Annotated in this window: 22 protein-coding genes and 1 tRNA gene; 4 read left to right on the top strand and 19 right to left on the bottom strand. The window is 66.7% G+C overall.

Features of this window, described 5'->3' with window-relative positions; all coding sequences use genetic code 11:
• Positions 1-94: 94 nt before the first annotated feature.
• From KO490_RS01690 to plsY, 3 genes are read left to right on the top strand one after another with little or no spacing between them, the layout of a single operon-like run.
• Positions 95-1057, top strand: a complete 963-nt coding sequence (locus KO490_RS01690) for an aspartate carbamoyltransferase catalytic subunit (RefSeq protein ID WP_216017654.1) — start codon at positions 95-97, stop codon at positions 1055-1057.
• Entirely contained in the window at positions 1054-2337 is a 1284-nt protein-coding gene (gene pyrC, locus KO490_RS01685) for a dihydroorotase (protein ID WP_216017653.1), read from the top strand. Before KO490_RS01690 ends, pyrC begins: the two co-directional genes overlap by 4 nt.
• Entirely contained in the window at positions 2334-2906 is a 573-nt protein-coding gene (gene plsY / locus KO490_RS01680) for a glycerol-3-phosphate 1-O-acyltransferase PlsY (protein ID WP_216017652.1), read from the top strand. The genes pyrC and plsY overlap by 4 nt, the downstream gene beginning before the upstream one ends.
• A 3-nt stretch (positions 2907-2909) precedes the next feature.
• On the opposite strand, the gene KO490_RS01675 is transcribed toward plsY, so the two are convergent.
• The 12 genes from KO490_RS01675 to KO490_RS01620 all read right to left on the bottom strand — a co-directional run bounded on the left by KO490_RS01675 (position 2910) and on the right by KO490_RS01620 (position 13030).
• On the bottom strand, positions 2910-3311 hold the full coding sequence (locus tag KO490_RS01675; protein ID WP_216017651.1) for a hypothetical protein: 402 nt from the start codon (positions 3309-3311) through the stop codon (positions 2910-2912).
• Positions 3312-3399: 88 nt separating this feature from the next.
• Complete coding sequence (locus KO490_RS01670; RefSeq protein WP_216017650.1) at positions 3400-4770, bottom strand: glutamate--cysteine ligase; 1371 nt, start codon at positions 4768-4770, stop codon at positions 3400-3402.
• Positions 4771-4831: 61 nt separating this feature from the next.
• The gene (locus KO490_RS01665) at positions 4832-5362 is read right to left on the bottom strand and encodes a hypothetical protein (protein ID WP_216017649.1); all 531 of its coding nucleotides are present in this window, start codon (positions 5360-5362) and stop codon (positions 4832-4834) included.
• Positions 5359-5802 carry a molybdenum cofactor biosynthesis protein MoaE gene (locus KO490_RS01660; protein ID WP_216017648.1) on the bottom strand — a complete coding sequence of 148 codons (444 nt, stop codon included), beginning with the start codon at positions 5800-5802 and terminating at the stop codon, positions 5359-5361. The genes KO490_RS01665 and KO490_RS01660 overlap by 4 nt, the downstream gene beginning before the upstream one ends.
• Positions 5803-5805: 3 nt before the next feature.
• Positions 5806-6057 carry a molybdopterin converting factor subunit 1 gene (moaD, locus tag KO490_RS01655; RefSeq protein WP_216017647.1) on the bottom strand — a complete coding sequence of 84 codons (252 nt, stop codon included), beginning with the start codon at positions 6055-6057 and terminating at the stop codon, positions 5806-5808.
• Positions 6047-6679: a CDP-diacylglycerol--glycerol-3-phosphate 3-phosphatidyltransferase gene (gene pgsA, locus KO490_RS01650; RefSeq protein ID WP_216017646.1), complete on the bottom strand. Its 633-nt coding sequence runs from the start codon at positions 6677-6679 to the stop codon at positions 6047-6049. The genes moaD and pgsA overlap by 11 nt, the downstream gene beginning before the upstream one ends.
• A 50-nt stretch (positions 6680-6729) precedes the next feature.
• Positions 6730-7089: a hypothetical protein gene (locus KO490_RS01645; protein WP_216017645.1), complete on the bottom strand. Its 360-nt coding sequence runs from the start codon at positions 7087-7089 to the stop codon at positions 6730-6732.
• A 103-nt stretch (positions 7090-7192) separates the two neighbouring features.
• Entirely contained in the window at positions 7193-9043 is a 1851-nt protein-coding gene (gene uvrC, locus KO490_RS01640) for an excinuclease ABC subunit UvrC (protein WP_216017644.1), read from the bottom strand.
• Positions 9044-9345: 302 nt separating this feature from the next.
• Entirely contained in the window at positions 9346-10137 is a 792-nt protein-coding gene (locus tag KO490_RS01635; RefSeq protein WP_216017643.1) for an SDR family oxidoreductase, read from the bottom strand.
• Positions 10122-11048, bottom strand: a complete 927-nt coding sequence (locus KO490_RS01630; RefSeq protein WP_216017642.1) for a calcium/sodium antiporter — start codon at positions 11046-11048, stop codon at positions 10122-10124. Before KO490_RS01630 ends, KO490_RS01635 begins: the two co-directional genes overlap by 16 nt.
• Before the next feature lie 105 nt (positions 11049-11153).
• The gene (locus tag KO490_RS01625; RefSeq protein ID WP_252726941.1) at positions 11154-11987 is read right to left on the bottom strand and encodes a S49 family peptidase; all 834 of its coding nucleotides are present in this window, start codon (positions 11985-11987) and stop codon (positions 11154-11156) included.
• Between the two features lie 20 nt (positions 11988-12007).
• Positions 12008-13030: a LacI family DNA-binding transcriptional regulator gene (locus KO490_RS01620; protein WP_216017641.1), complete on the bottom strand. Its 1023-nt coding sequence runs from the start codon at positions 13028-13030 to the stop codon at positions 12008-12010.
• A 132-nt stretch (positions 13031-13162) separates the two neighbouring features.
• Here KO490_RS01620 and KO490_RS01615 point away from each other — a divergent pair.
• Positions 13163-13239: transfer RNA gene (locus KO490_RS01615), tRNA-Arg, on the top strand.
• Between the two features lie 65 nt (positions 13240-13304).
• Here KO490_RS01615 and nagB read toward each other — a convergent pair.
• From nagB to KO490_RS01580, 7 genes are read right to left on the bottom strand one after another with little or no spacing between them, the layout of a single operon-like run.
• Complete coding sequence (gene nagB / locus KO490_RS01610) at positions 13305-14084, bottom strand: glucosamine-6-phosphate deaminase (protein WP_216017640.1); 780 nt, start codon at positions 14082-14084, stop codon at positions 13305-13307.
• Positions 14085-14088: 4 nt separating this feature from the next.
• On the bottom strand, positions 14089-15210 hold the full coding sequence (locus KO490_RS01605) for an ABC transporter ATP-binding protein (protein ID WP_216017639.1): 1122 nt from the start codon (positions 15208-15210) through the stop codon (positions 14089-14091).
• A gap of 56 nt (positions 15211-15266) precedes the next feature.
• Positions 15267-16481, bottom strand: a complete 1215-nt coding sequence (locus KO490_RS01600) for a sugar ABC transporter substrate-binding protein (RefSeq protein ID WP_216017638.1) — start codon at positions 16479-16481, stop codon at positions 15267-15269.
• A 50-nt stretch (positions 16482-16531) separates the two neighbouring features.
• Positions 16532-17374: a carbohydrate ABC transporter permease gene (locus KO490_RS01595; protein ID WP_216017637.1), complete on the bottom strand. Its 843-nt coding sequence runs from the start codon at positions 17372-17374 to the stop codon at positions 16532-16534.
• Positions 17371-18255, bottom strand: coding sequence for a carbohydrate ABC transporter permease (locus tag KO490_RS01590; protein ID WP_216017636.1), 885 nt, complete (start codon positions 18253-18255; stop codon positions 17371-17373). The genes KO490_RS01595 and KO490_RS01590 overlap by 4 nt, the downstream gene beginning before the upstream one ends.
• The gene (locus KO490_RS16620) at positions 18252-19415 is read right to left on the bottom strand and encodes a Gfo/Idh/MocA family protein (RefSeq protein WP_216017635.1); all 1164 of its coding nucleotides are present in this window, start codon (positions 19413-19415) and stop codon (positions 18252-18254) included. The genes KO490_RS01590 and KO490_RS16620 overlap by 4 nt, the downstream gene beginning before the upstream one ends.
• Before the next feature lie 4 nt (positions 19416-19419).
• Positions 19420-20139, bottom strand: a complete 720-nt coding sequence (locus KO490_RS01580; RefSeq protein ID WP_216017634.1) for a copper homeostasis protein CutC — start codon at positions 20137-20139, stop codon at positions 19420-19422.
• Positions 20140-20192 lie beyond the last annotated feature (53 nt).

The following is a 20192-nucleotide window of genomic DNA, read 5'->3' as shown; positions in this document are numbered from 1 at the left end:
CTGCCGATGCTTCGGGCAAGCCGCAGCCCGCAGCCGCTTGCCGCAATCCCCCCCATCTGCAATAGATCGCCCGTCCCCGATCAAGAGGCCGCACATGAGCTTTCGCGCCCGCCACCTGCTGGGCATCGATCACCTGAAGCCGGACGAGATCACCGCGCTTCTGGATCTTGCGCAGGAATACGCCGCCCTCAACCGTCGCACGATCAAGCATTCCGACGCGCTGGCGGGCATGACCCAGATCAACATGTTCTTCGAGAACTCGACCCGGACCCAGTCCAGCTTCGAGCTGGCGGGCCTGCGTCTGGGTGCCGACGTGATGAACATGTCGATGCAATCCAGCAGCGTGAAGAAGGGCGAGACGCTGATCGACACCGCCCTGACGCTGAACGCGATGCGCCCGGACCTGCTGGTCGTGCGCCACCCGAATTCCGGCGCGGTGAACCTGCTGGCCGAAAAGGTGAACTGCGCCGTTGTCAATGCGGGCGACGGTCGGCACGAACATCCGACCCAGGCCCTGCTGGACGCGCTGACCATCCGCCGTGCCAAGGGCCGCCTGCACCGCCTGACCATCGCCATCTGCGGCGACATCGCCCATAGCCGCGTCGCGCGGTCGAACCTGATCCTGCTGGGCAAGATGGAGAACCGCATCCGCCTGATCGGCCCGCCGACGCTGATGCCCTCGGGGGTGGCCGATATGGGGGTCGAGGTCCATCAGGACATGCATGAAGGGCTGAAGGGGGCCGATGTGGTGATGATGCTGCGTTTGCAGAAGGAACGCATGGATGGCGGCTTCATCCCGTCGGAACGCGAATATTTCCACCGCTTCGGGCTGGATGCCGAAAAGCTGGCCAATGCCGCGCCCGATGCCATCGTCATGCATCCCGGCCCGATGAATCGTGGGGTGGAGATCGACGGCACCATCGCCGACGACATCAACCGCAGCGTCATCCAAGACCAGGTCGAGATGGGCGTCGCCGTCCGCATGGCCGCGCTGGACCTGCTGGCCCGCAACCTGCGCGCCGAACGCGGACGCACCGCCACGGGGGTGATGGCATGACCGCGACCCTCTTCCGCAACGCGCGCCTGATCGACCCCGAGGCGCAGACCGACGGCATGGGCAGCCTGCTGGTCCGCGACGGCCGGATCGCGGGCATCGGCGCCCCGGACGAATCCGCCCCCGAAGGCGCGACCGAAATCGACTGCCGCGGCCGTGCGCTGGCCCCCGGCATCGTCGATTGGGGCGTCAAGATCGGCGAACCCGGCGAGCGTCACAAGGAAAGCTTCCGCAGCGCAGGCCGCGCGGCGGCGGCGGGCGGCGTGACCACCGTCATCGCCCGCCCCGACACCCTGCCCCCCATCGACACCCCCGAGGCACTGGAATTCGCCGCCCGTCGCGCCACCGACGCGCCCGTGAACATCCGCCACATGGCCGCGCTGACCCGCACCCGCGAGGGCCGCGAGATGGTCGAGATCGGCTTCCTGACCGATGCGGGCGCGGTGGCCTTCACCGATGGCGTGCGCGTCGTCCGCGACAGCAAGCTGCTGTCGCGCTGCATGACCTATGCGCGCGGACTGGGCGCGCTGATCGTGGGGCATCCGCAGGATGCGTCGCTGTCTGCCGGGGCCGCGGCCACCAGCGGCAAGTTCGCCTCGCTCTATGGCATTCCGGCCGTGTCGCCCATGGCCGAGGTGATGGGCCTCGACCGCGACCTGGCCTTGGTCGAGATGACGGGCGTGCGCTGGCATGCCGACCAGATCACGACCGAGGCCGCGTTGCCCGCGCTGGCCCGCGCCCGCGACAAGGGGCTGGACGTGACGGCGGGTATCTCGATCCACCACCTGACGCTGAACGAATACGACGTGGGCGATTACCGGACCTTCTTCCGCTTCACCCCGCCCCTGCGCGCCGAGACCGACCGCCAGGCGATGGTCGATGCGGTGGCCAGTGGCGCGATCGACGTGATCTCCAGCTTCCACACCCCCCAGGACGAGGAATCGAAGCGCCTGCCCTTCGAGGCTGCGGCCCCCGGCGCGGTGGGGCTTCAGACGCTGCTGCCCGCCGCCATGCGGCTGGTCCATCAGGGCGGGCTGACATTGCCGCAGCTGTGGCGGGCGATCTCGCTCAACCCGGCGCGCAGGTTGGGGCTGGACGCGGGGCGGCTGGCCAAGGATGCGCCCGCCGACCTGGTGCTGTTCGATCCCGACGCGCCCTTCGTGATGGACCGCTTCGCGCTGCTGTCGAAATCGAAGAACACGCCCTTCGACGGGGCCAGGATGCAGGGCAGGGTCAAGGGGACTTGGGTCGCAGGCAACCGCGTCTATGGGGGCGAGGCATGATCTGGGCGATCTTCGGCTATCTTCTGGGGTCCATCCCCTTCGGCATCGTCATCACGCGGGCGATGGGCCTGGGCGATCTGCGCCAGATCGGGTCGGGCAATATCGGCGCGACCAACGTGCTGCGGACGGGCAACAAGCCCGCCGCGCTGGCCACGCTGCTGCTGGATTCGGGCAAGGGCGCCATCGCCGTGCTGATCGCGCGCCAGTTCGGCGGCGAAAGCGCGGCCCTGCTGGCGGGCGCCGCGGCCTTCCTCGGGCATTGCTTCCCGGTCTGGCTGGGCTTCAAGGGCGGCAAGGGGGTCGCGACCTTCCTTGGCACCATGATCGCGCTGCACTGGCCCGTGGGGCTGGCCGCATGCGCGGTCTGGCTGGCGACCGCTGCAGTCACGCGCATCTCCAGCCTTTCGGCGCTGGTCGCGGCGACATCGGCACCGCTTCTGGCCCTGGGGCTGGGGCGGCCCTGGCTGGCGCTGGCGGCGGCCTTCATGACGGCGCTGATCTTCCTGCGCCATCATGCCAATATCCGTCGCCTCATGGACGGGTCCGAACCGCGGATCGGCCGGAAATAGGCGTCACCTCTGGGCGACGACGGTGGGTCGGTTCGAACGGCTGGCCTTGATCTGCGGACGCGCGGCGGCAACAGGGGCCTCGGCGGGGGTTTCGGCGGATGTCTGTGCCGGCATGGCGGGGCCGCTGAAGACCGGCCCGACCCTGTCGCGGGGGGCATTCGCCGCCTGGCGTTCCAGTGCCGTGGCCGCGCGGCGGACCGAATGCGCGATCGAGACCAACGAGACCGCAGCCCCTGCCAGCAGCACCAGCGCGGCCATCCCGACCATGCCCATCGCGATGGGCATCGGCGGCACGCCTTCGGCCTGCCGGACCAGCACCGTCACCGCCGCGATCAGCGCCAATGCACCGATGACGAAGACCGCGACCACAAGGCGGCCGAACCATACCAGAAAATCGAAACGCATCGCGTGAGGCCCCATCTTGATCCTGCGGCCCATGCGATGCCACCACCGGGCGCGCCGTTCAAGCGCACCCGAGGTCAAATGGACGGGATCAATAGGAATATTCGTCGTAGATCCGACCCAGGTCGCCCTGCCAGTCGCCGTGATAGCGTTCCAGCAGCTCGTCGGCGGGGGTCTTGCCGCTGTCGACGCTTTCGCGCAGCGCATTCAGGAAATGCGTCTCGTCGGGGATCAGGCCGCCCTGCCCCGGACGCGCGCGGTTGCGCAAACCGGTCTCCGCGATGGCCAGAACCTCACGCGACAGGTCCAGAAGCTTCGTGCCACCGGCCTCGCCGGCCAGCGCATCGCGGCCCGCGGCCACGCGCAGGCCCTGCCGCGTCTCGGCGTCCCAGCCCTTGACCAGATCCCAGGCGGCATCCAGCGCCTCGGTGTCATAGGTCAGCCCGACCCACAGCGCGGGCAGCGCACACAGGCGTCGCCAGGGACCGCCATCGGCACCGCGCATCTCGATGAACTTCTTGACGCGGGCCTCGGGGAAGACGGTCGTCATGTGATCGGCCCAGTCCGACAGGGTCGGAACCTCGCCCGGAAGGGCCGGCAGGCGACCGTTCAGGAAATCGCGGAAGGACTGCCCGAGCGCGTCGATATACTTGCCGTCGCGATAGACGAAATACATCGGCACATCGAGGACATAGTCCACCCAGGCCTCGTAGCCGAAGCCGTCCTCGAACACGAAGGGCAGCATGCCGGTGCGGGCGTCGTCCAGGTTCTGCCAGATATGGCTGCGCCAGGATTTCATGCCGTTGGGCTTGCCGTCGAGGAAGGGCGAATTCGCGAACAGCGCCGTCGCCACCGGCTGAAGCGCCAGCGCGACGCGCAGCTTCTTCACCATGTCGGCTTCCGATGCGTAATCCAGGTTCACCTGCACGGTGCAGGTCCGGTACATCATCTGCGTGCCAAGCGTGCCCACGCGACCCATGTAGTCGGTCATCAGCCGATACCGCCCCTTGGGCATCATCGGCATGTCGTCCTGCGACCAGATCGGCGCGGCACCAAGCCCGATGAAGCCTGCGCCGATATCGGATGCCACGGCCTCGACCTCGGCCAGGTGGCTGTTCACCTCGTCGCAGGTCTGGTGGATCGTTTCCAGCGGCGCGCCCGACAGTTCCAGCTGCCCGCCGGGTTCCAGGCTGATATTCGCGCCGTCGCGTTCAAGCCCGATCAGCTGCCCGGCCTCCAGGACCGGGGTCCAGTTGAAGCGGTCCCGCAGACCTTCCAGCATGGCGGTGATGGATGCCCGGCCCTCGTAGGGAAGCGGCTGCTTGGTCGCCTCGACATAGCCGAACTTCTCGTGCTCGGTGCCGATGCGCCAGTCCTGCGCGGGCTTTTCGCCCGATGCGACATAGGCTGCCAGTTGATCGCGGCTCTCGATCGGGCCTCCGCCCTGCTGGGGAATTGACATGGGGGCGCGGCCTCTTTGACTTGTTGCAGTCGGTCACAGGTGGCAAGCGAGCCCGCGCAAGTCAAGGCATGGGCAGCGTATTGCCTCCGCCATGTTGCGGACGCCGCCACAGCACCGCCAGCCGTGGCGCATCGGACACGCGCAGTGCCTGCGCGAGGACACCCATGTCGATGCCCGGAAGCCGGGCGAAGGCATCGGCCAGCGCCTCGGCCCCGGCCGCGTCCACCGGCACCAGCAAAACCTCGGATCCGATGCTGCGCAGCCGCCAATGCGGACGGCCGCGCAGGTCGATCAGGCGGATCTCGGACAGGTCGGACAGGGCGATCTCTCCGCCGATCTCGTCGGTGCCCCAGTAGCGGACGGCCCCCTCGATCACCTCCACCAGGCCGGGGGCGGCGACGGGGCGGCGGAAGAAGGACCGCCGGACCGCGCCCATTGCAAGGACCGCGCCGATCACGGCCAGCGCCGCGCCGATCACCCCCCAGAACCAGCCGCCGCGCGTGGCGATCCACAGCCCCAGGCATGCCGTCAGCGTGCTGAGGATCGCCTCGGAATGTCGCGATGCCGCCGCGCGCAGTTCGGGCCGGATCATGCGCCCTGCCAGCGGGCGAGGTCGTCCTCGTCGCTGTCCTTGGCCGCGACCCATGCGGTGCTGCCGTCGCGCCGGATCTCCTGCTTCCAGAAGGGGGCGCGGGATTTCAGCCAGTCCATCAGGTAATCCGCCGCCTCGAACGCGGCACGGCGGTGGCGGGCGGCGGTGGCCACCATCATGATCTGATCGCCGACCTGGATGTCGCCATGACGGTGCAGGATGCGCCAGTCGGACAGGCCGAAACGTTCCGCGGCGCGGGCGCCGTATTCGCCCAGAAGCCGTTCGGTCATGCCGGGATAATGTTCGATGCGAAGCGCGGTCAGGCTGCCGCCTTCATCCCGGACGATGCCGGTGAAGGTCACGATCCCCCCGGCCCCCTGCCCGAAGCCCTGCAATTCCTGTGCAAGGTCGAAGGCTGCCTGCTGAACGCGGGCCGACATGGGTCAGCCGCCGGTCATGGGCGGAAAGAAGGCCAGCTCGCGCACGCCTGCCAGGGGCGCATCGAGGCCCGCCAGTTCCTGATCCACCGCGCAGCGCAATGCGGCCGGGTCGGCGAAGGCCGCGGCATGGGCATCGGAGCGCGCGCCCAGTTCCGCGATCAGGTCGCGGACGGTCGCGGCATCGCTTGCGACGGTTTCCCGCGAAACGCCCACCCGTTCGCGCAGCGATGCGAAATAGAGGATCTCAAGCGTCATTGCCCGGTTCCTTCAGGAAGGGCAGCGCCTTGGTGAAGTAGTCCCAGCCGGTCCAGAAGGTCAGGCCCGCCGCGATCCAGATCAGCGCCAGCCCCGCCTGCGTGGCAAGCGCGGCCATGCTGCCCGACCAGACAAGGCCGGTCTCGCCCACGCGGGGCGGGCTTCCGACCTCGACATAGGCAAGCCCCGTTCCCAGGAACAGGACCGCGATGGCCACCATCTGCACGGTGGTCTTCCATTTCGCGAGGCTGGTGACCGCAAGATTGCGCGACCGGTCGCCCAGATATTCGCGCAGGCCCGACACGAAGACCTCGCGGAACAGGATCACCGCGACGGGCAGGATCAGCCAGGGGTTCATCCCGGAATAGCCGGTGATCACCACCAGCGCGATCACGACCATCGCCTTGTCGGCGATCGGGTCCATGGCCGCGCCGAAGCGGCTCTCCTGCTTCCAGGCGCGGGCAAGATAGCCGTCGAACCAGTCGGTCACCGCCGCCAGCACGAACAGCGTCAACGCCGCCCAGTCGGCCCAGGGGCGATGGAAATAGAGGAACATCAGCGGCACCGCCGGGGCGGCGGCAAGACGCAACAGGGTCAGGATATTGGGCAGGGTCCAGCGCATGATGGCACGCTAATCCCTGCCCGCCGTCTTGGAAAGGGCGAAGGCGCCGATCAGGCCGGTTCGGCGCAGCCTTCGGGCAGGTCGAACCGGCGTCCCGCGATGATCAGCCGATGCGCCCGAATGCGGTATTCGCCCAGCGATCCGCTGGCATTGCCGAAGACCTCGACCGGGTCGCCGGGCAGGATCGGCGCGTCTTCCAGGCCCGCCGCACGATTTCGTGCATGGCTGGACAGATCGACGGTCCAGTTGAACCCGTCGGCCGCGCGGACCTGCAATGCGGGCTGGCTGCCTGAGATGTTGATGTCGGTCAGAAGGCCGGTCAGACGCTGGCCGCCCGCGCCCGTCGCATCGACGGGGGCATGGCAGGGACGGCGATCGGCAAGGGGACCGAAGGAACGGAGGAAAGGCATGGCAGTCTCCTGTGTTCGGGGTGGACAGCAACCTTAGCGCGAATCCCGCCCTGTTGCGCGGTAGCCACATACCCTTTCGACAGGGTGCGGATTTCCGCCCGCCTCAGCCCTTCGGATTGAAGTGGTCATGCACCTTCCGCGCCATCGCGGCCGAGATTCCCTCGACCGCCTGCAGATCGGCAAGCCCCGCCCGCCCCACGGCCTTGGCACTGCCGAAATGGGTCAGCAGCGCCCGCTTGCGGGCCGCACCGATGCCCGCGATCTCGTCCAAGGGGTTCGACATGACCGATTTCGCGCGCTTGGCGCGATGGGTGCCGATGGCCCAGCGATGCGCCTCGTCGCGCAGGCGCTGGACGAAATACAGGACCGGGTCGTTCATCCGCAGCGCGAAGGGGCGCTGGCCGTGGCGGTGGAACTCCTCCTTGCCGTGGTCGCGGTCCACGCCCTTGGCCACGCCGATCATCGGGATGTCCTCGACCCCCATCTCGGCCATGATCTCGTGGACGGCGCTGACCTGCCCCGCACCGCCGTCGATCAGCAGAAGGTCGGGCCAGGCTTCGGTCGCGCGGTCGGGATCCTCCTTCAGCAGGCGGGCGAAGCGGCGGGTCAGAACCTCCTTCATCATGCCGAAATCGTCGCCCGGCGTGATCTCGGTGCCCTTGATGTTGAACTTGCGGTACTGGTTCTTGATCCAGCCCTCGGGGCCCGCGACGATCATGCCGCCGACCGCATTCGTGCCCATGATGTGGCTGTTGTCGTAGACCTCGATCCGGCGGGGCGGGCCGGGCAGATCGAACGCCTCGGCCAGACCTTCGAGAAGGCGCAGCTGGGTCGCGCTCTCGGACATGCGGCGGGCCAGGCTCTCGCGGGCGTTGCGCAGGGCGTTCGTGACCAGCTCCTGCTTCTCTCCGCGTTGCGGGACCAGCAGCTCGACCTTGCGCCCGGCGCGTTCGGACAGGATGTCGCCCGCAAGCTCGGGGTCTTCGGGGGCGTGCGACAGGATCACCTGACGCGGTGGCGGCTTGTCGTCGTAGAACTGCACGAGGAAGGCCTGCATCACCTCGTCCGGGCTTTCGGCACCGCCCAGCCGGGGATAGAAATCGCGGTTGCCCCAGCTCTGGTTGCCGCGGATGAAGAAGACCTGCAGGCAGGCCTGCCCCCCTTCGATATGCAGCGCGATGATGTCGGCCTCGGCCACGCCCTTGGGGTTGATGGCCTGGACCGACTGCACGGCGGTCAGCGCCTTGATCCGGTCGCGCAGGGCGGCGGCGCGTTCGTATTCCATCGCCTGCGCCGCCTCGGCCATCTCGGCCTTCAGATCGGCCTGGATGGTCGTGGACTTGCCCTGCAGGAACCGCTCCGCGTCGTTCACCAGCGCGCCATAGGCCTGTTCGTCGATGCGCCCCACGCAGGGGCCGCTGCAGCGCTTGATCTGGAACAGAAGGCAGGGGCGCGTGCGGGATTCGAACACGCTGTCGGTGCAGTTGCGCAGCAGGAACACCCGCTGCAGCTGCGTCAGCGTCCGGTTCACCGCCCCCGCGCTGGCGAAGGGACCGTAGTAATCGCCCTTCTCGGATTTTGCCCCGCGATGCTTCTTGATCTGCGGGAATGCGTGCCCCTTGGCCACCAGGATGTTCGGGAACGACTTGTCGTCGCGCAGAAGCACGTTGTAGCGCGGCTTCAGCTGCTTGATCAGGTTCTGTTCCAGCAGCAGCGCCTCGGTTTCCGTGCGCGTGGTCAGGAACATCATGCTGGCGGTCTCGCGGATCATCCGCGCGATCCGCGCCGAATGCCCCGATGGGCGGGCATAGTTTGACACCCGCGCCTTCAGGTCGCGCGCCTTGCCGACATAGAGAACCGCCCCCTGCGCATCCAGCATCCGATAGACGCCGGGGCTGCCGTCGAGCGTTCTGACATAATCCTGGATGAGGGCGTGGCCGGTTTTCTGGGTCATGGCTTCAAGAAAGTGATTCTCTGCGTCGGCTGCAAGTTTCCGGGTGCCTTGGCAAGGCAGAGTCTTTCCACGGATTCTGTGGATAACTCTGTGGGTGTCCTGTGAGACAACCCTGTCCCACCCAGCAATCATTACAGTTGGGTGAAACTGCCCGTTCTTTAGGCACCATACAAGGCCATTGATTTCATTGAACTATTTTTTCATCCACAGCAGAAGCGTCGGAAATAAATGGAAGAATCCGGTCCATGCACAGAACGTTAACTTGCGCGTGGACAAAGCGGACCTTGGGGAAAGCCCCGCGCCTATTCCACGCCCAGCACATCGGGGGTCTTCCAGCCCAGATGCTGGCCGCCATCCACGCAGATCAGCTGCCCCGTGACGCCCCTTGCGGATACCAGATACCGCAGCGCATCGCAGATCCCCCGCGGGTCCGAACCGCGCCCAAGGACCGTCGCGGCGCGCTGTCCGGCGAAATGCGCATCCGATTGCCGCGCGCCCTGCAGGGTCGGCCCAGGCCCGATCGCGTTCACGCGGACATCCGGCGCAAGGCCCTGCGCGGCGGTGCGCGTCAGCCACCACAGCCCGGCCTTGGCGATGGAATAGGTCATGAATTCCGGCGTGGGCTTCAACACCCGCTGATCGACCATGTTGACCACGACAGCCTGCGCCTCGGGTTCGCCATTCTCGTCGGCGCGTGCCTTGGGCGCCTGCGCCGCGAATGCCTGCATCAGCTGAAAGGGCGCGCGCAGGTTGCTGTCCATGTGCCGGTCCCAGCCCTCCATCGAGGCGCTGGCCATGTCGTCGTGATCGAAGATCGAGGCGTTGTTGACCAGCACGGTCAACTGCCCCATTGCGGCGGCGACACGCCCGACCAGACCTGCCGCCGCATCGCGATCCAGCAGATCGGCCTGAAACGTCTCGGCCGCGACGCCAAGCTCGCGGATCCGGGCCGCGGTCGCCTCGGCAGCCTCGGCGGATCCGGCATAATGGACGGCGATCGGATGGCCCATCCGCGCCAGTTCCAGCGCCATCGCGCGCCCCAGCCGCTTGGCGCCCCCGGTGACAAGTGCGACACCCTTCACAGCAATATCCATGCATAGGTTCCGTAACAGGCCAGCAGCAGCGCCCCGGCGACGCGCCCGATCCGGATTCCCCGGAACAGGAACGGCATCAGCAGGGCCGAGCTTGCCAGCATCACCCACAGGTCCAGGCGCAGCATCTCGGGCGGGACCGGAAGCGGTGCCACCACCGAGGTGATCCCGAGGATCGCGAGCAGGTTGAAGATGTTGGACCCCACGACGTTGCCCAGGGCCATGTCGGCCCGCCCCCGCATCGCCGAGGCGACCGAGGCTGCCAGTTCCGGCAGAGACGTCCCGATGGCCACCAGCGTCAGGCCGATCACCGTGTCGCTGATCCCGAAGGCCAGGGCGATCTCGGTCGCGCCGGCCACCAGCAGGTTCGCGCCCAAGGGCAGCGTGATCAGGCCCGCCACCAGCCACAGGGCGATCCGCGGCCATGTCGCGCCAAGGGCCGCGCCCTCGATCTCGTCGACATCCTCGGCCTTGCCGGTGGTCAATTGCCGCCACAGGATCAGCGCAAGCGCCGCCAGCAGGAACAGCCCCTCGACCCGTCCGATGATGCCGGTGAAGGCCAGCGCGATCAGCAGGACCGAGGCCCCCATCATCATCGCCCAGCTTTCGCGAAGATCGTGCCCGCGCGTCGGAATGCCCGATATCAGCGCCGTGGCGCCAAGGATGACCAGCACATTGGCCACGTTCGATCCGACGACATTGCCCAGGGCGATCCCGCTGGATCCCTTGAGCGCCGCCGACAGCGACACGAGCAGTTCAGGGGCCGAGGTGCCGAAGGCCACCACCGTCAGACCCACGACCAGCGGCGTGATGCCCAGCCGCAATGCCAGATTGACCGCGCCCTTGACCAGCAGATCGCCACCGACGACCAGAAGGATCAGGCCGCCAAGAACCAGAAGAATTTCAACGATCACGTTTGCCGATCCCGAATATCTTGCGCAAAGCCCTGCGGAAGGGCGGGCCCTTGAAGATGGCCATGCCGACCATCACCAGAAGGAACAGAAGAACGACGCGAACGCTCATGCGCGGGTTCCGAAACGCTGGAACGCGGCACGTTCCTCGGCCGCGTCGAAGACCGCATCGGCCGACAGGCCCAGGCGGCGCAGCAGCGGCCGCCGCAGCCCCAGGGCATCGAAGCGCAGCTTCTCGCCGTAAAGCTCCTTCATCTTCGGGACCAGGTGACCGATCCCGTCGGCAAGGCCCAGGCGCACGGATTCGCGGCCTGCCCAGAATTCCCCCGTGAACAGATCGCGTTCGCCGTCCAGCCGGTCGCCGCGGCGGTTGCGGACATGGTCCTTGAAGGCTTCGTGGATGGGCAGCAGGATGTTGTTCAGCCGCGCGACATCCTCGGGCTTCTCGGGGCGGAACGGGTCCATGGTGGATTTCGACTGTCCCGCCGTGTGGACGCGGCGCTCGATCCCCCACCGGTCGATCAGCTCGTGGAAACCGAAGCCCGCCGAGATGACGCCGATCGACCCCAGAACCGAGCTTTCATCGGCCCAGATCCGGTCGGCCGCACAGGCCAGCCAATAGCCACCGGATGCGGCCATGTCCTCGACGAAGGCGTGGACGGGCACGCCGGTCTCATCGGCGACGCGCCGGATGCGGGCGCCGATCAGCGAGGATTGCACGGGCGAGCCGCCGGGAGAATTGATCGCAAGCGCCACGGCGACCGGCTTGCCGCGCCGGAAGGCACGTTCGATCAGCGGGGCCAATGCGGCGTCGTTCAACCCTCCGCCACGGCCGGCGCCACCGATGGCGCCCGTCAGGCGAATGACCGCGACGCGCGGCTTGCGGGACAGAAGCGGGGACAATACGGGAATGCGCATGCCCAACAGATATGCGCTGCGCATCCCGGCCACAAGCAGCCGTGTCAGCCTGCCGCGCGGATCGTGTCGCCCGGAATGAAGGTCGGCGTCAACGAGATCACGCGATCCTCGGGGCGGGTATCCTTGCCCGCCACCAGCCGGGCCGCACGACGCCCGATATCGACGCGGCGCGCATCGGTCGTGGCCAGCCGCACCGGCAGCCCGTCCAGCAGATCGACACCGTTGAAGCCCGCAAGCCCGATCCGCCCCGGCACGTCGTATCCCTGATCGAGACAGTGCAGCATCCCCCCTGCCCCGATCATGTCGTTCGAGAAATAGAGGAAATCCAGTTCGGGCGCGCGCGACAGGATGCGTTCGGTCAGCTCGCGCCCCTTCAGCAGGGACGATCCGCCCTGGTAATATTCGCGCGCCTCCAGCTGGATGCCCGCGCGGGCCAGGCCTTCCTCGAAGCCCAGCAGGCGTTTGCGGGCGCGGTGATCTTCGGGCATGTGCGTGCCCACGAAGCCGATCCGGCGATAGCCCGCGGCGATGATGCGTTCGGCCATCTCGCGGCCGGCGCGGATATGGCTGATGCCCACCAGCGTATCGATCCCCTCGCCGTCGGTATCCATGATCTCCACCACGGGAATGCCCGAGTTCTGCAGCATGGCGCGTGCGGCCTTGCTGTGTTCCAGCCCCGCAAGGATCACCCCCGAGGGCCGCCAGGACAGCATGTCGTAGAGCACCATCTCCTCGCGCGCGGGGGAATAGTTGGTGACCCCGATGACCGGTTGCAGCCCGGTATCATCCAGTTCCGCCGAGATCCCGCCCAGCACGTCCGGAAAGACCAGGTTCGACAGCGACGGAATGACCACGGCCACCAGGTTGACCCGCTGGCTGGCCAGGCCGCCCGCGATCTTGTTGGGCACGTATCCCAGCATCTTGGCGGCGGTCAGCACCTTTTCGCGCGTCGCGGCCGACACGTCGCCCCGGTTGCGCAGGACGCGGCTGACGGTCATCTCGGAAACCCCCGAAGCCTCGGACACATCGCGAAGGGTCAGCGGGCGTCGAGGTCTGGTAGGGATCATGTGATGTCGTTTCCGGTGTTGCAGGCCCGTCCGTTGCAGGCGCGTCATGTTAGCGCGGCTCACGACCTGCCACAACAGCCGCCGGATCACCGCTTGCCAAAGCCGCCCGGTCGCAGATATTCAGGGCGCGGCGGCCCCGTGGCTCAACTGGATAGAGCAGCCCCCTCCTAAGGGGCAGGTTGCAGGTTCGAATCCTGCCGGGGTCACCATCGTTTTCCCGATCTTGCCCGACCCCGACCGGTTGTGGGTCGGGAAGCCGCGCAAGGGGTGCGGATCAGCGTCGGGCTTCGCGGGCCGACTGGATCTCCTCGGCGCGAAGATAGTGATCCTTCAGCGCCAATTCGGACGCGGCCTCGGCGTCGATGACGACCTGGACCTGCGGATGCATCTGCAGGATCGACGCCGGGCAGAAGGCCGTGACGGCCCCTTCGGCCATGGCACGGACCGCTGCGGCCTTGCGGCGACCCGTGGCCAGCACCAGGATCGAACGCGCCTCGCGGATGGTGGCGATGCCCATCGTGACCGCCGTTTCGGGAACGGCCTCTCCTTCGGCGAAGAACCTGCGATTCGCCTCGATCGTGTCGGGGCTCAGCAGCTTCTCGCGCGTGCGCGACCCGAGCGAGCTGCCCGGTTCGTTGAAGCCGATATGACCGTTTGCGCCCAGGCCCAGCAGCTGAAGATCCAAGGGCCCCCGGCCGGCGATCAGTGCCTCGAACGCATCTGCGGATGCGGCAGGATCGCCAAGCCCCGACGGCACGAAGCAATTCGCGGGGTCGATATCGACATGCCGGAACAGGCGCTCGCGCATGTAATGGGCATAGCTTTGGGGGTGATCGGGGCCCAGCCCGACATATTCGTCCAGATTGAAGGTCGTGACCCCGGCAAATCCGAGGCCCGCGCGGTGGCGGCGGATGAGGCCGTCATAGACCGGCTCCATCGTGCCGCCCGTGGCAAGCCCCAGCACCGAATGCGGAACCGCGCGCAGCTGGGCGGCGATCAGATCGACCGCCCGTTCCACCGCCTCGTCGGCCGTCGGAAGGATGACGATACGCATCCCGTCAGGCCAGTGCCGCCAGCGCGCGCAGATCGACCTGCCGGTCGAAGGCATCGCCCTCGGCGGTGAACAGATGCGCCTTGGCCGGATCGAAGCCGATATCCAGCGCCTGCCCCGGACGGATGTCGATCGCGCCATCCGCGATCATGCAGATCTGCGCCGTCGCATCGCCTTCGCAATTGCCATAGATCACGGCCTGGTTGCCCAGACGTTCGACCACATCGGCAAGGAAGCGCAGGCCGCCCGTATCGCCCGCGGGGCGCAGGTCGTCGGGCCGGATACCCAGCACCAGATCCTGCCCCGCCTGTGCGCCCGCGGTGGGAACCGGGATGGTCGCACCGCCCCCGTTCGGCAGGGCCACGGTCACGCCCCCCTCGCCCGTGCCGGTGCAGCGGACGGGCAGGAAATTCATGTTGGGCGTGCCGATGAAACCTGCGACGAAGCGGTTCTTCGGCTTGTGGAACAGTTCCAGCGGGCTGCCCACCTGCTCGATCCGGCCATCGCGCAGCACGACGATCTTGTCGGCCATGGTCATCGCCTCGACCTGATCATGGGTGACATAGATCATCGTGTTGCCCAGCTTGCTGTGCAGGCGCGACAGCTCGACCCGCATCTCGGCGCGCAGGGCCGCGTCCAGGTTCGACAACGGTTCGTCGAACAGGAAGATCTGCGGTTCACGCACGATGGCCCGGCCGATGGCCACGCGCTGGCGCTGGCCGCCCGACAGCGCGCCCGGCTTGTGATCCAGCCGTTCGCGCAGTTTCAGCACGTCGGCGGCCTTCAGCACCAGGCGGTCCACCTCGTCCTTGGGCATCCGCGCGACGCGCAGCGGAAAGGCGATGTTCTCGTAGACCGTCATGTGCGGATAGAGCGCGTAGGACTGGAACACCATCGAGATGCCGCGCTTGACCGGGGGCAGGTCGTTGATCCGCTTGCCGTCGATCTCGATGCTGCCCGAGGTGATCTCCTCGAGGCCCGCGATCATCCGCAGCATCGTGCTCTTGCCGCAGCCCGATGGGCCGACGAAGACCGCGAACTCGCCTTCCTCGATGGACAGGTCGGTCGGCTTGATGACCTTGGCAGTGCCGAAATTCTTGGTGACGCCAGCCAGCTTCAATTGTCCCATGGGTGCTCCTGTCAGGGGCGGGGACCCCATGAACGGGGCCCCCGTGATCGTCCGGTTCAGTCGATGAGGTCTTCGAGTTCGTCCTGAACCTCGGCTGCGGCCTCCTCGGGGGTCATCTCGTCCAGAAGGACGCCCTGGATCGCCTCGTTCATGACGTCCTGCATCGCGGTGTAATCGACCACCTGCGGCTCGGGGCCGCCATCGGCAACCGAACCGAGGAAGTAGGTCCAGTTCGGGTCCTTCTCGGGCAGGGCGCGGGTCGTCTCGGTGTCGCGCACGGGCGTCCAGCCGCCGATATCGTCGAACTGGGCCTGGCGATCGGTGGCGGTCAGGAACTTGGCCAGCGACATGGCCGCATCCTCCACGCCCGACCCTTCGAACACCGCCAGGCTGTCCGAGATGAGCAGCGTCGAATGACCCTCTCCGCTCGGGCCGGTCGGGATCCAGGTCACGCCGTAATTCACGTCGCCCGTCCGCGCGCGGAAGCCGAAGCTCTGCTGCATCATCGCGATCTGGCCGTCCGCGAACAGCGGCTCCAGCTTGCCGCGCTCATAGGCGATGGGGCCGTCCTGCACATAGGGGACCATGTCCGCGTAGAACTGGAACGTCTCGACCGCCTCGGGGCTGTCGAAGACGACATTGCCATCCGCGTCGATCACCTCGCCGCCATTGGCATAGAACCAGCTGAGGAACTGGTGCATCGTGTTGTCGAAGGATGCCGCAGCGATGCCCAGGCCCCGCGCGCCGGTCTTTTCCGTGATGGCCTTCGAGGCGGTCATCATGTCGTCCCAGGTCTGCGGGCCGTCGGGCATGTCCAGCCCGGCCTCGGCGAACAGGTCCTTGTTGTAGAACAGCCCGCGGGTCGAGAATGCGCGCGGCACACCCCAGGTGTTGCCGTCGAACTGCACCGTCGACAGGACCGAGGGCTCGTAGCTGGCGGCTTCCTCCTCGGACAGCTCGACCGGGCGGATCAGGCCGGCCTCGGCAAGCTGCGGCAGGGCGCGGCTGCCCAGATAGGCCATGGCGGCCGGGGCACCCGCGCTTGCCAGCGTGATCGCCTTTTCCTGGCACTGACCCCAGGGAACGTATTCCATGTTGACCTCGAAGCCGGGATTCTCGGCCTGCCATGCGGCGACATGTTCGGCCTGGACGGCGGCTTCGGCCGCGTCGTCGGATCCGCAATTGATGAAGTGCAGCGTCTCCTGGGCGGCGGCGGCCTGCGACAGGCCGGTGATCGCCGCGCCCGCAAGAAGGACAGTTCTGAGGTTCATGGATACTCTCCGTTGGTTGTTCGGTTGGTTGGCGGCCCGTTGAACCGGGCTCATTCCTTGACCGCGCCGGCGGTCAGACCGGCCACGATGTATTTCTGCAGAAAGACATAGAGGATCAGCACCGGCAGGATGCCCACCAGGCTGGCTGCCATCAGTTCGTTGTAGACGACCTGTTCACGCCCGAAGAACTGGTACAGCCCCATCGGAAGCGGGTGATAGGCGTCCACCGAATTGAAGGTCAGCGCGAACAGGAACTGCTGGGCATAGGCGGTGATGAAGACGGTGATCGACACGACCATGATGCCCGGCGCCGCCACCGGCAGGATCACCCGCCACAGCGTATAGAGCCGCGACGCGCCATCGACATAGGCGGCCTCCTCCAGCTCTTTCGGGATGCGCAGGAAATAGCTGCGCATCAGGAAGATGCCCGTGGGCACGGTGAAGGCCGCGCCCGGAATGATCATCGCCCAATAGGTGTTCAGCAACCCCAGCAGCAGCATGATCTTGTAAAGCGGCACGATCAGCACCGCCGCCCCGATCATGTTGACGGCCAGGAACGCCATCAGGATCGTGTCGCGGCACATGTAGTCGAAGCGCGACACGGAATAGGCGGCGGGAATGATGCAGGCCAGCGCCAGCAGCGTCACCGCACAAGAGATGAAGAACGAATTGGCGATGTATCGCGGCAGCCCCGGCACGTTCGTCCACATGTCGATATAGGCCTGGAAGGTCATGTCGGGCGTGAAGAAGCGGTAAGGCGCGCGGAACACCGCCTCGATCGGACGCAGCGAGACCATCAGCGCCTCGGCGAAGGGGGCCAGAACGAAGATCAGGAAGCAGGCCACCGCGAAATAGATGCCGACCTTTTCCCACCATTTGTACTTGTCGATCATTTGCCTGCCCCCGTCTTGCGGCCGCGACGCGCCATCAGCGCAAGGTTGACCGCCGCAAAGGCCGTCATGCAGATCAGGATCATCACGGCACGGGCCGAACCTTCGCCGAAACGGAACCGGCTGATCGCGGTCTTGTAGGTGTCGATGATCATCGTGGTGGTCGCGCCGCGCGGTCCGCCCTCGGTCAGGATCCAGATGATGTCGAAGGAATTGAAGGTCCAGATGGCCGACAACAGCCCCATCGTGAAGATGGCCGGTGCCAGCAGCGGCAGCGTGATCCGGCGGAAGCGATAGAACCGGCTGGCCCCGTCGACCCATGCGGCCTCGTATTGTTCCTTCGGGATGGATTGCATCGCCGCCAGCAGGTACAGCGACACCAGCGGTGTGCCGACCCAGACATCGGTGACGACGGTCGCGATAAAGGCCGACTGCTTGTAGGCCAGAAATTCGAACGGGCCCGACAACAGCCCGATCTTCTGTGCCACCCCCGAGATCATGCCGAACTGACCGTTGTACATCCACGACCACATGAAGACCCCGATGGCCACGGGCACGATCCAGGGCGGCATGATCAGCACGCGAAACAGCGTGCGTCCGGGCAAGGCCGCGTTCAGCAGCACCGCCCCGATGACGCCCATGATCATCTTGAAGACCACGCTGAGCGACATCCAGACGAAGGTGCGCTGGATCACCTCCCAGAAATCATCCTCGAAGATCTCGACGTAATTGGCAAAGCCCACATATTCCTCGGTCGGGCGCAACGAGGCGTTGGTGAAGGACAGGCGGAAGGTTTCGAACAGGGGCCATGCGACGATGGTCAGCGTCAGCAGTGCCGCCGGCAGCAGCAGAAGATAGGGGAAAGCGTCGAAGCGACGTGTCATGCGGCCTCCTCTCCGGCAAGTGCCGCATCGAAGGCGGCCCAGATGCCGGCCAGGTCGACGGTGCTGCGGGTCTGCATGGCGCGGTCGATGGCCATGGCGGTCAGCCCGGCCTCCAGCGCCTCGACGCAGCTCAGCGCAAGGCGGTCCTTCGCGCCATTGACATGGGCCATGATGTCCTGCGCCATCGCGCGATCGGCCCCGTAATGCCCCTCGTTCGAGGTGGGGGCGTCGGTCACGCGGTCGTCGCGGGTGATCTGTTCGCCGGTATCGGACAGCGTCACGCGGAAGGTGTTGCGGATGAAGTCGCCCTCGGCCATGCCGTCGCGGCCCGCCACCATGAAACGGCGATATTCGTCCGGCACGTTCAGATTGGTGTGGAAGGACAGCGTCGCTTCGTTTTCATAGCGGATGATCGCGGTCTGGTAGTCGACCAGATCCCCCTGCCCCGAAAATGCGTCATCGGCCCCGCCCCAACGCGGGCTCATCCTGTCCAGATAGGCGGGCGCGCGGTCGGGACGATTGGCTGGCAGGAACTTCTTGCGGCCGCCGAAGCTTGCGACCTGCGCCGGACGGCTGCCCGCAACGGCCTGATACAGGTCCAGATCGTGGCAGCATTTTTCCAGCATGAAACCACCCGACAGGGCGCTGTCGCGCCGCCAGTCGCGCATGAAGAAGCTGCCGTGATAGGGGCCGATATGTTCGGCGGCCTCCATCGACATGATCTCGCCGATATGACCGTCCTTCTGCGCGGCGCGAAGGGCGCGGAACAGCGGCGAATAGCGAAGGACCAGCCCCACGATCAGCCGGTTCACACCGTCATGCGCCGCCATCAACCGCGCCAGTTCGAGGGTTTCCTCTTCGGAGATGACGACAGGCTTCTCGACGAAGATATGCGGGGTATCGGATGCCAGGGCCAGGCGAAGATGTTCCAGATGCAGGAAATTCGGGGATCCGATCAGCAGCAGGTCGAATCGGCCCTGTGCCATCATGGTTTCGGCATCCTCGAACCATTCCGGTGCCGATCCGGTACCGTCGAAGACCGCAGCTCGGTCGCGGCCCGGATCTGCGACCGCGACAAAGCTGGCCTTGGGGTCCGCCTTGGCAAATTCCGGGATCAATGCCGCGATCCGCGCGCCCAGTCCGATTATTCCTATCTTCACCCTGCTACCTTCCGCCTTCCATTATTTTTTTAAGGGACCGGACCCGCGCGGCGGTGGTCACCTTGCGCGGGGCGATCCCGATGGCGCTGCAATCCTGCTGCGCCCCGTCCACCCCCGCGCAGGAGCCATGCAGCGCATCCACCCCTGTCGCGACCAGCGCGCGGGCATTGCCGTCATCGACGCCACTGCCCGCCATGATCTGGATCCGCCCTGCTGCGGCCACGCATAGCGCCGCAATACGTTCCGCGCCCTGAATGGCCGTCGGTGCCGCTCCCGAGGTCAGGATCCGGCGCGCACCCATGCCGACCGCCATCTCCAAGGCCGCCATCTGATCGCGGCACAGGTCAATCGCCCGGTGGATGGTGATGTCCATGTCCCCGGCAGCGTCGCGACAGCGCAGCAGCGCATCGGCATCCAGATCGCCCTGCGGCGTCATGATGCCGATGACGACCCCCGCAAGACCCGCCGCACGCATCGCGGCGATATCCGCAAGGATCGCCTGCATCCCACCTGTCCGGGGCAGGAAATCGCCCGGCGCGGGCCGGATCATCGCATGACAGGGCAGCGGACAGTCCCGCGCCAGCGCGATCATGCCCGGCCCGGGCGTCAGCCCCCCAAGCCCGAGCGCCGAGCAGAGCTCGATCCGGTCCGCACCGCCTTCGACGGCCGCCGACAAGCTGTCGGGGCTGTCGACGCAAACCTCCAGTTCAAGATGTGGAAACATGGGAAAAGCCAAAATCCTTCTTGGCCCGACAATGGTCCGGGCTAAAATTCATT

Origin of the sequence: Paracoccus sp. C2R09 (assembly GCF_018860625.1) — a bacterium.
In the GTDB taxonomy this organism is placed as follows: Bacteria; Pseudomonadota; Alphaproteobacteria; order Rhodobacterales; family Rhodobacteraceae; genus Paracoccus.
Note: the sequence above shows the minus strand (reverse complement) of the source record. Positions and strands in the feature narration are given on the sequence as shown.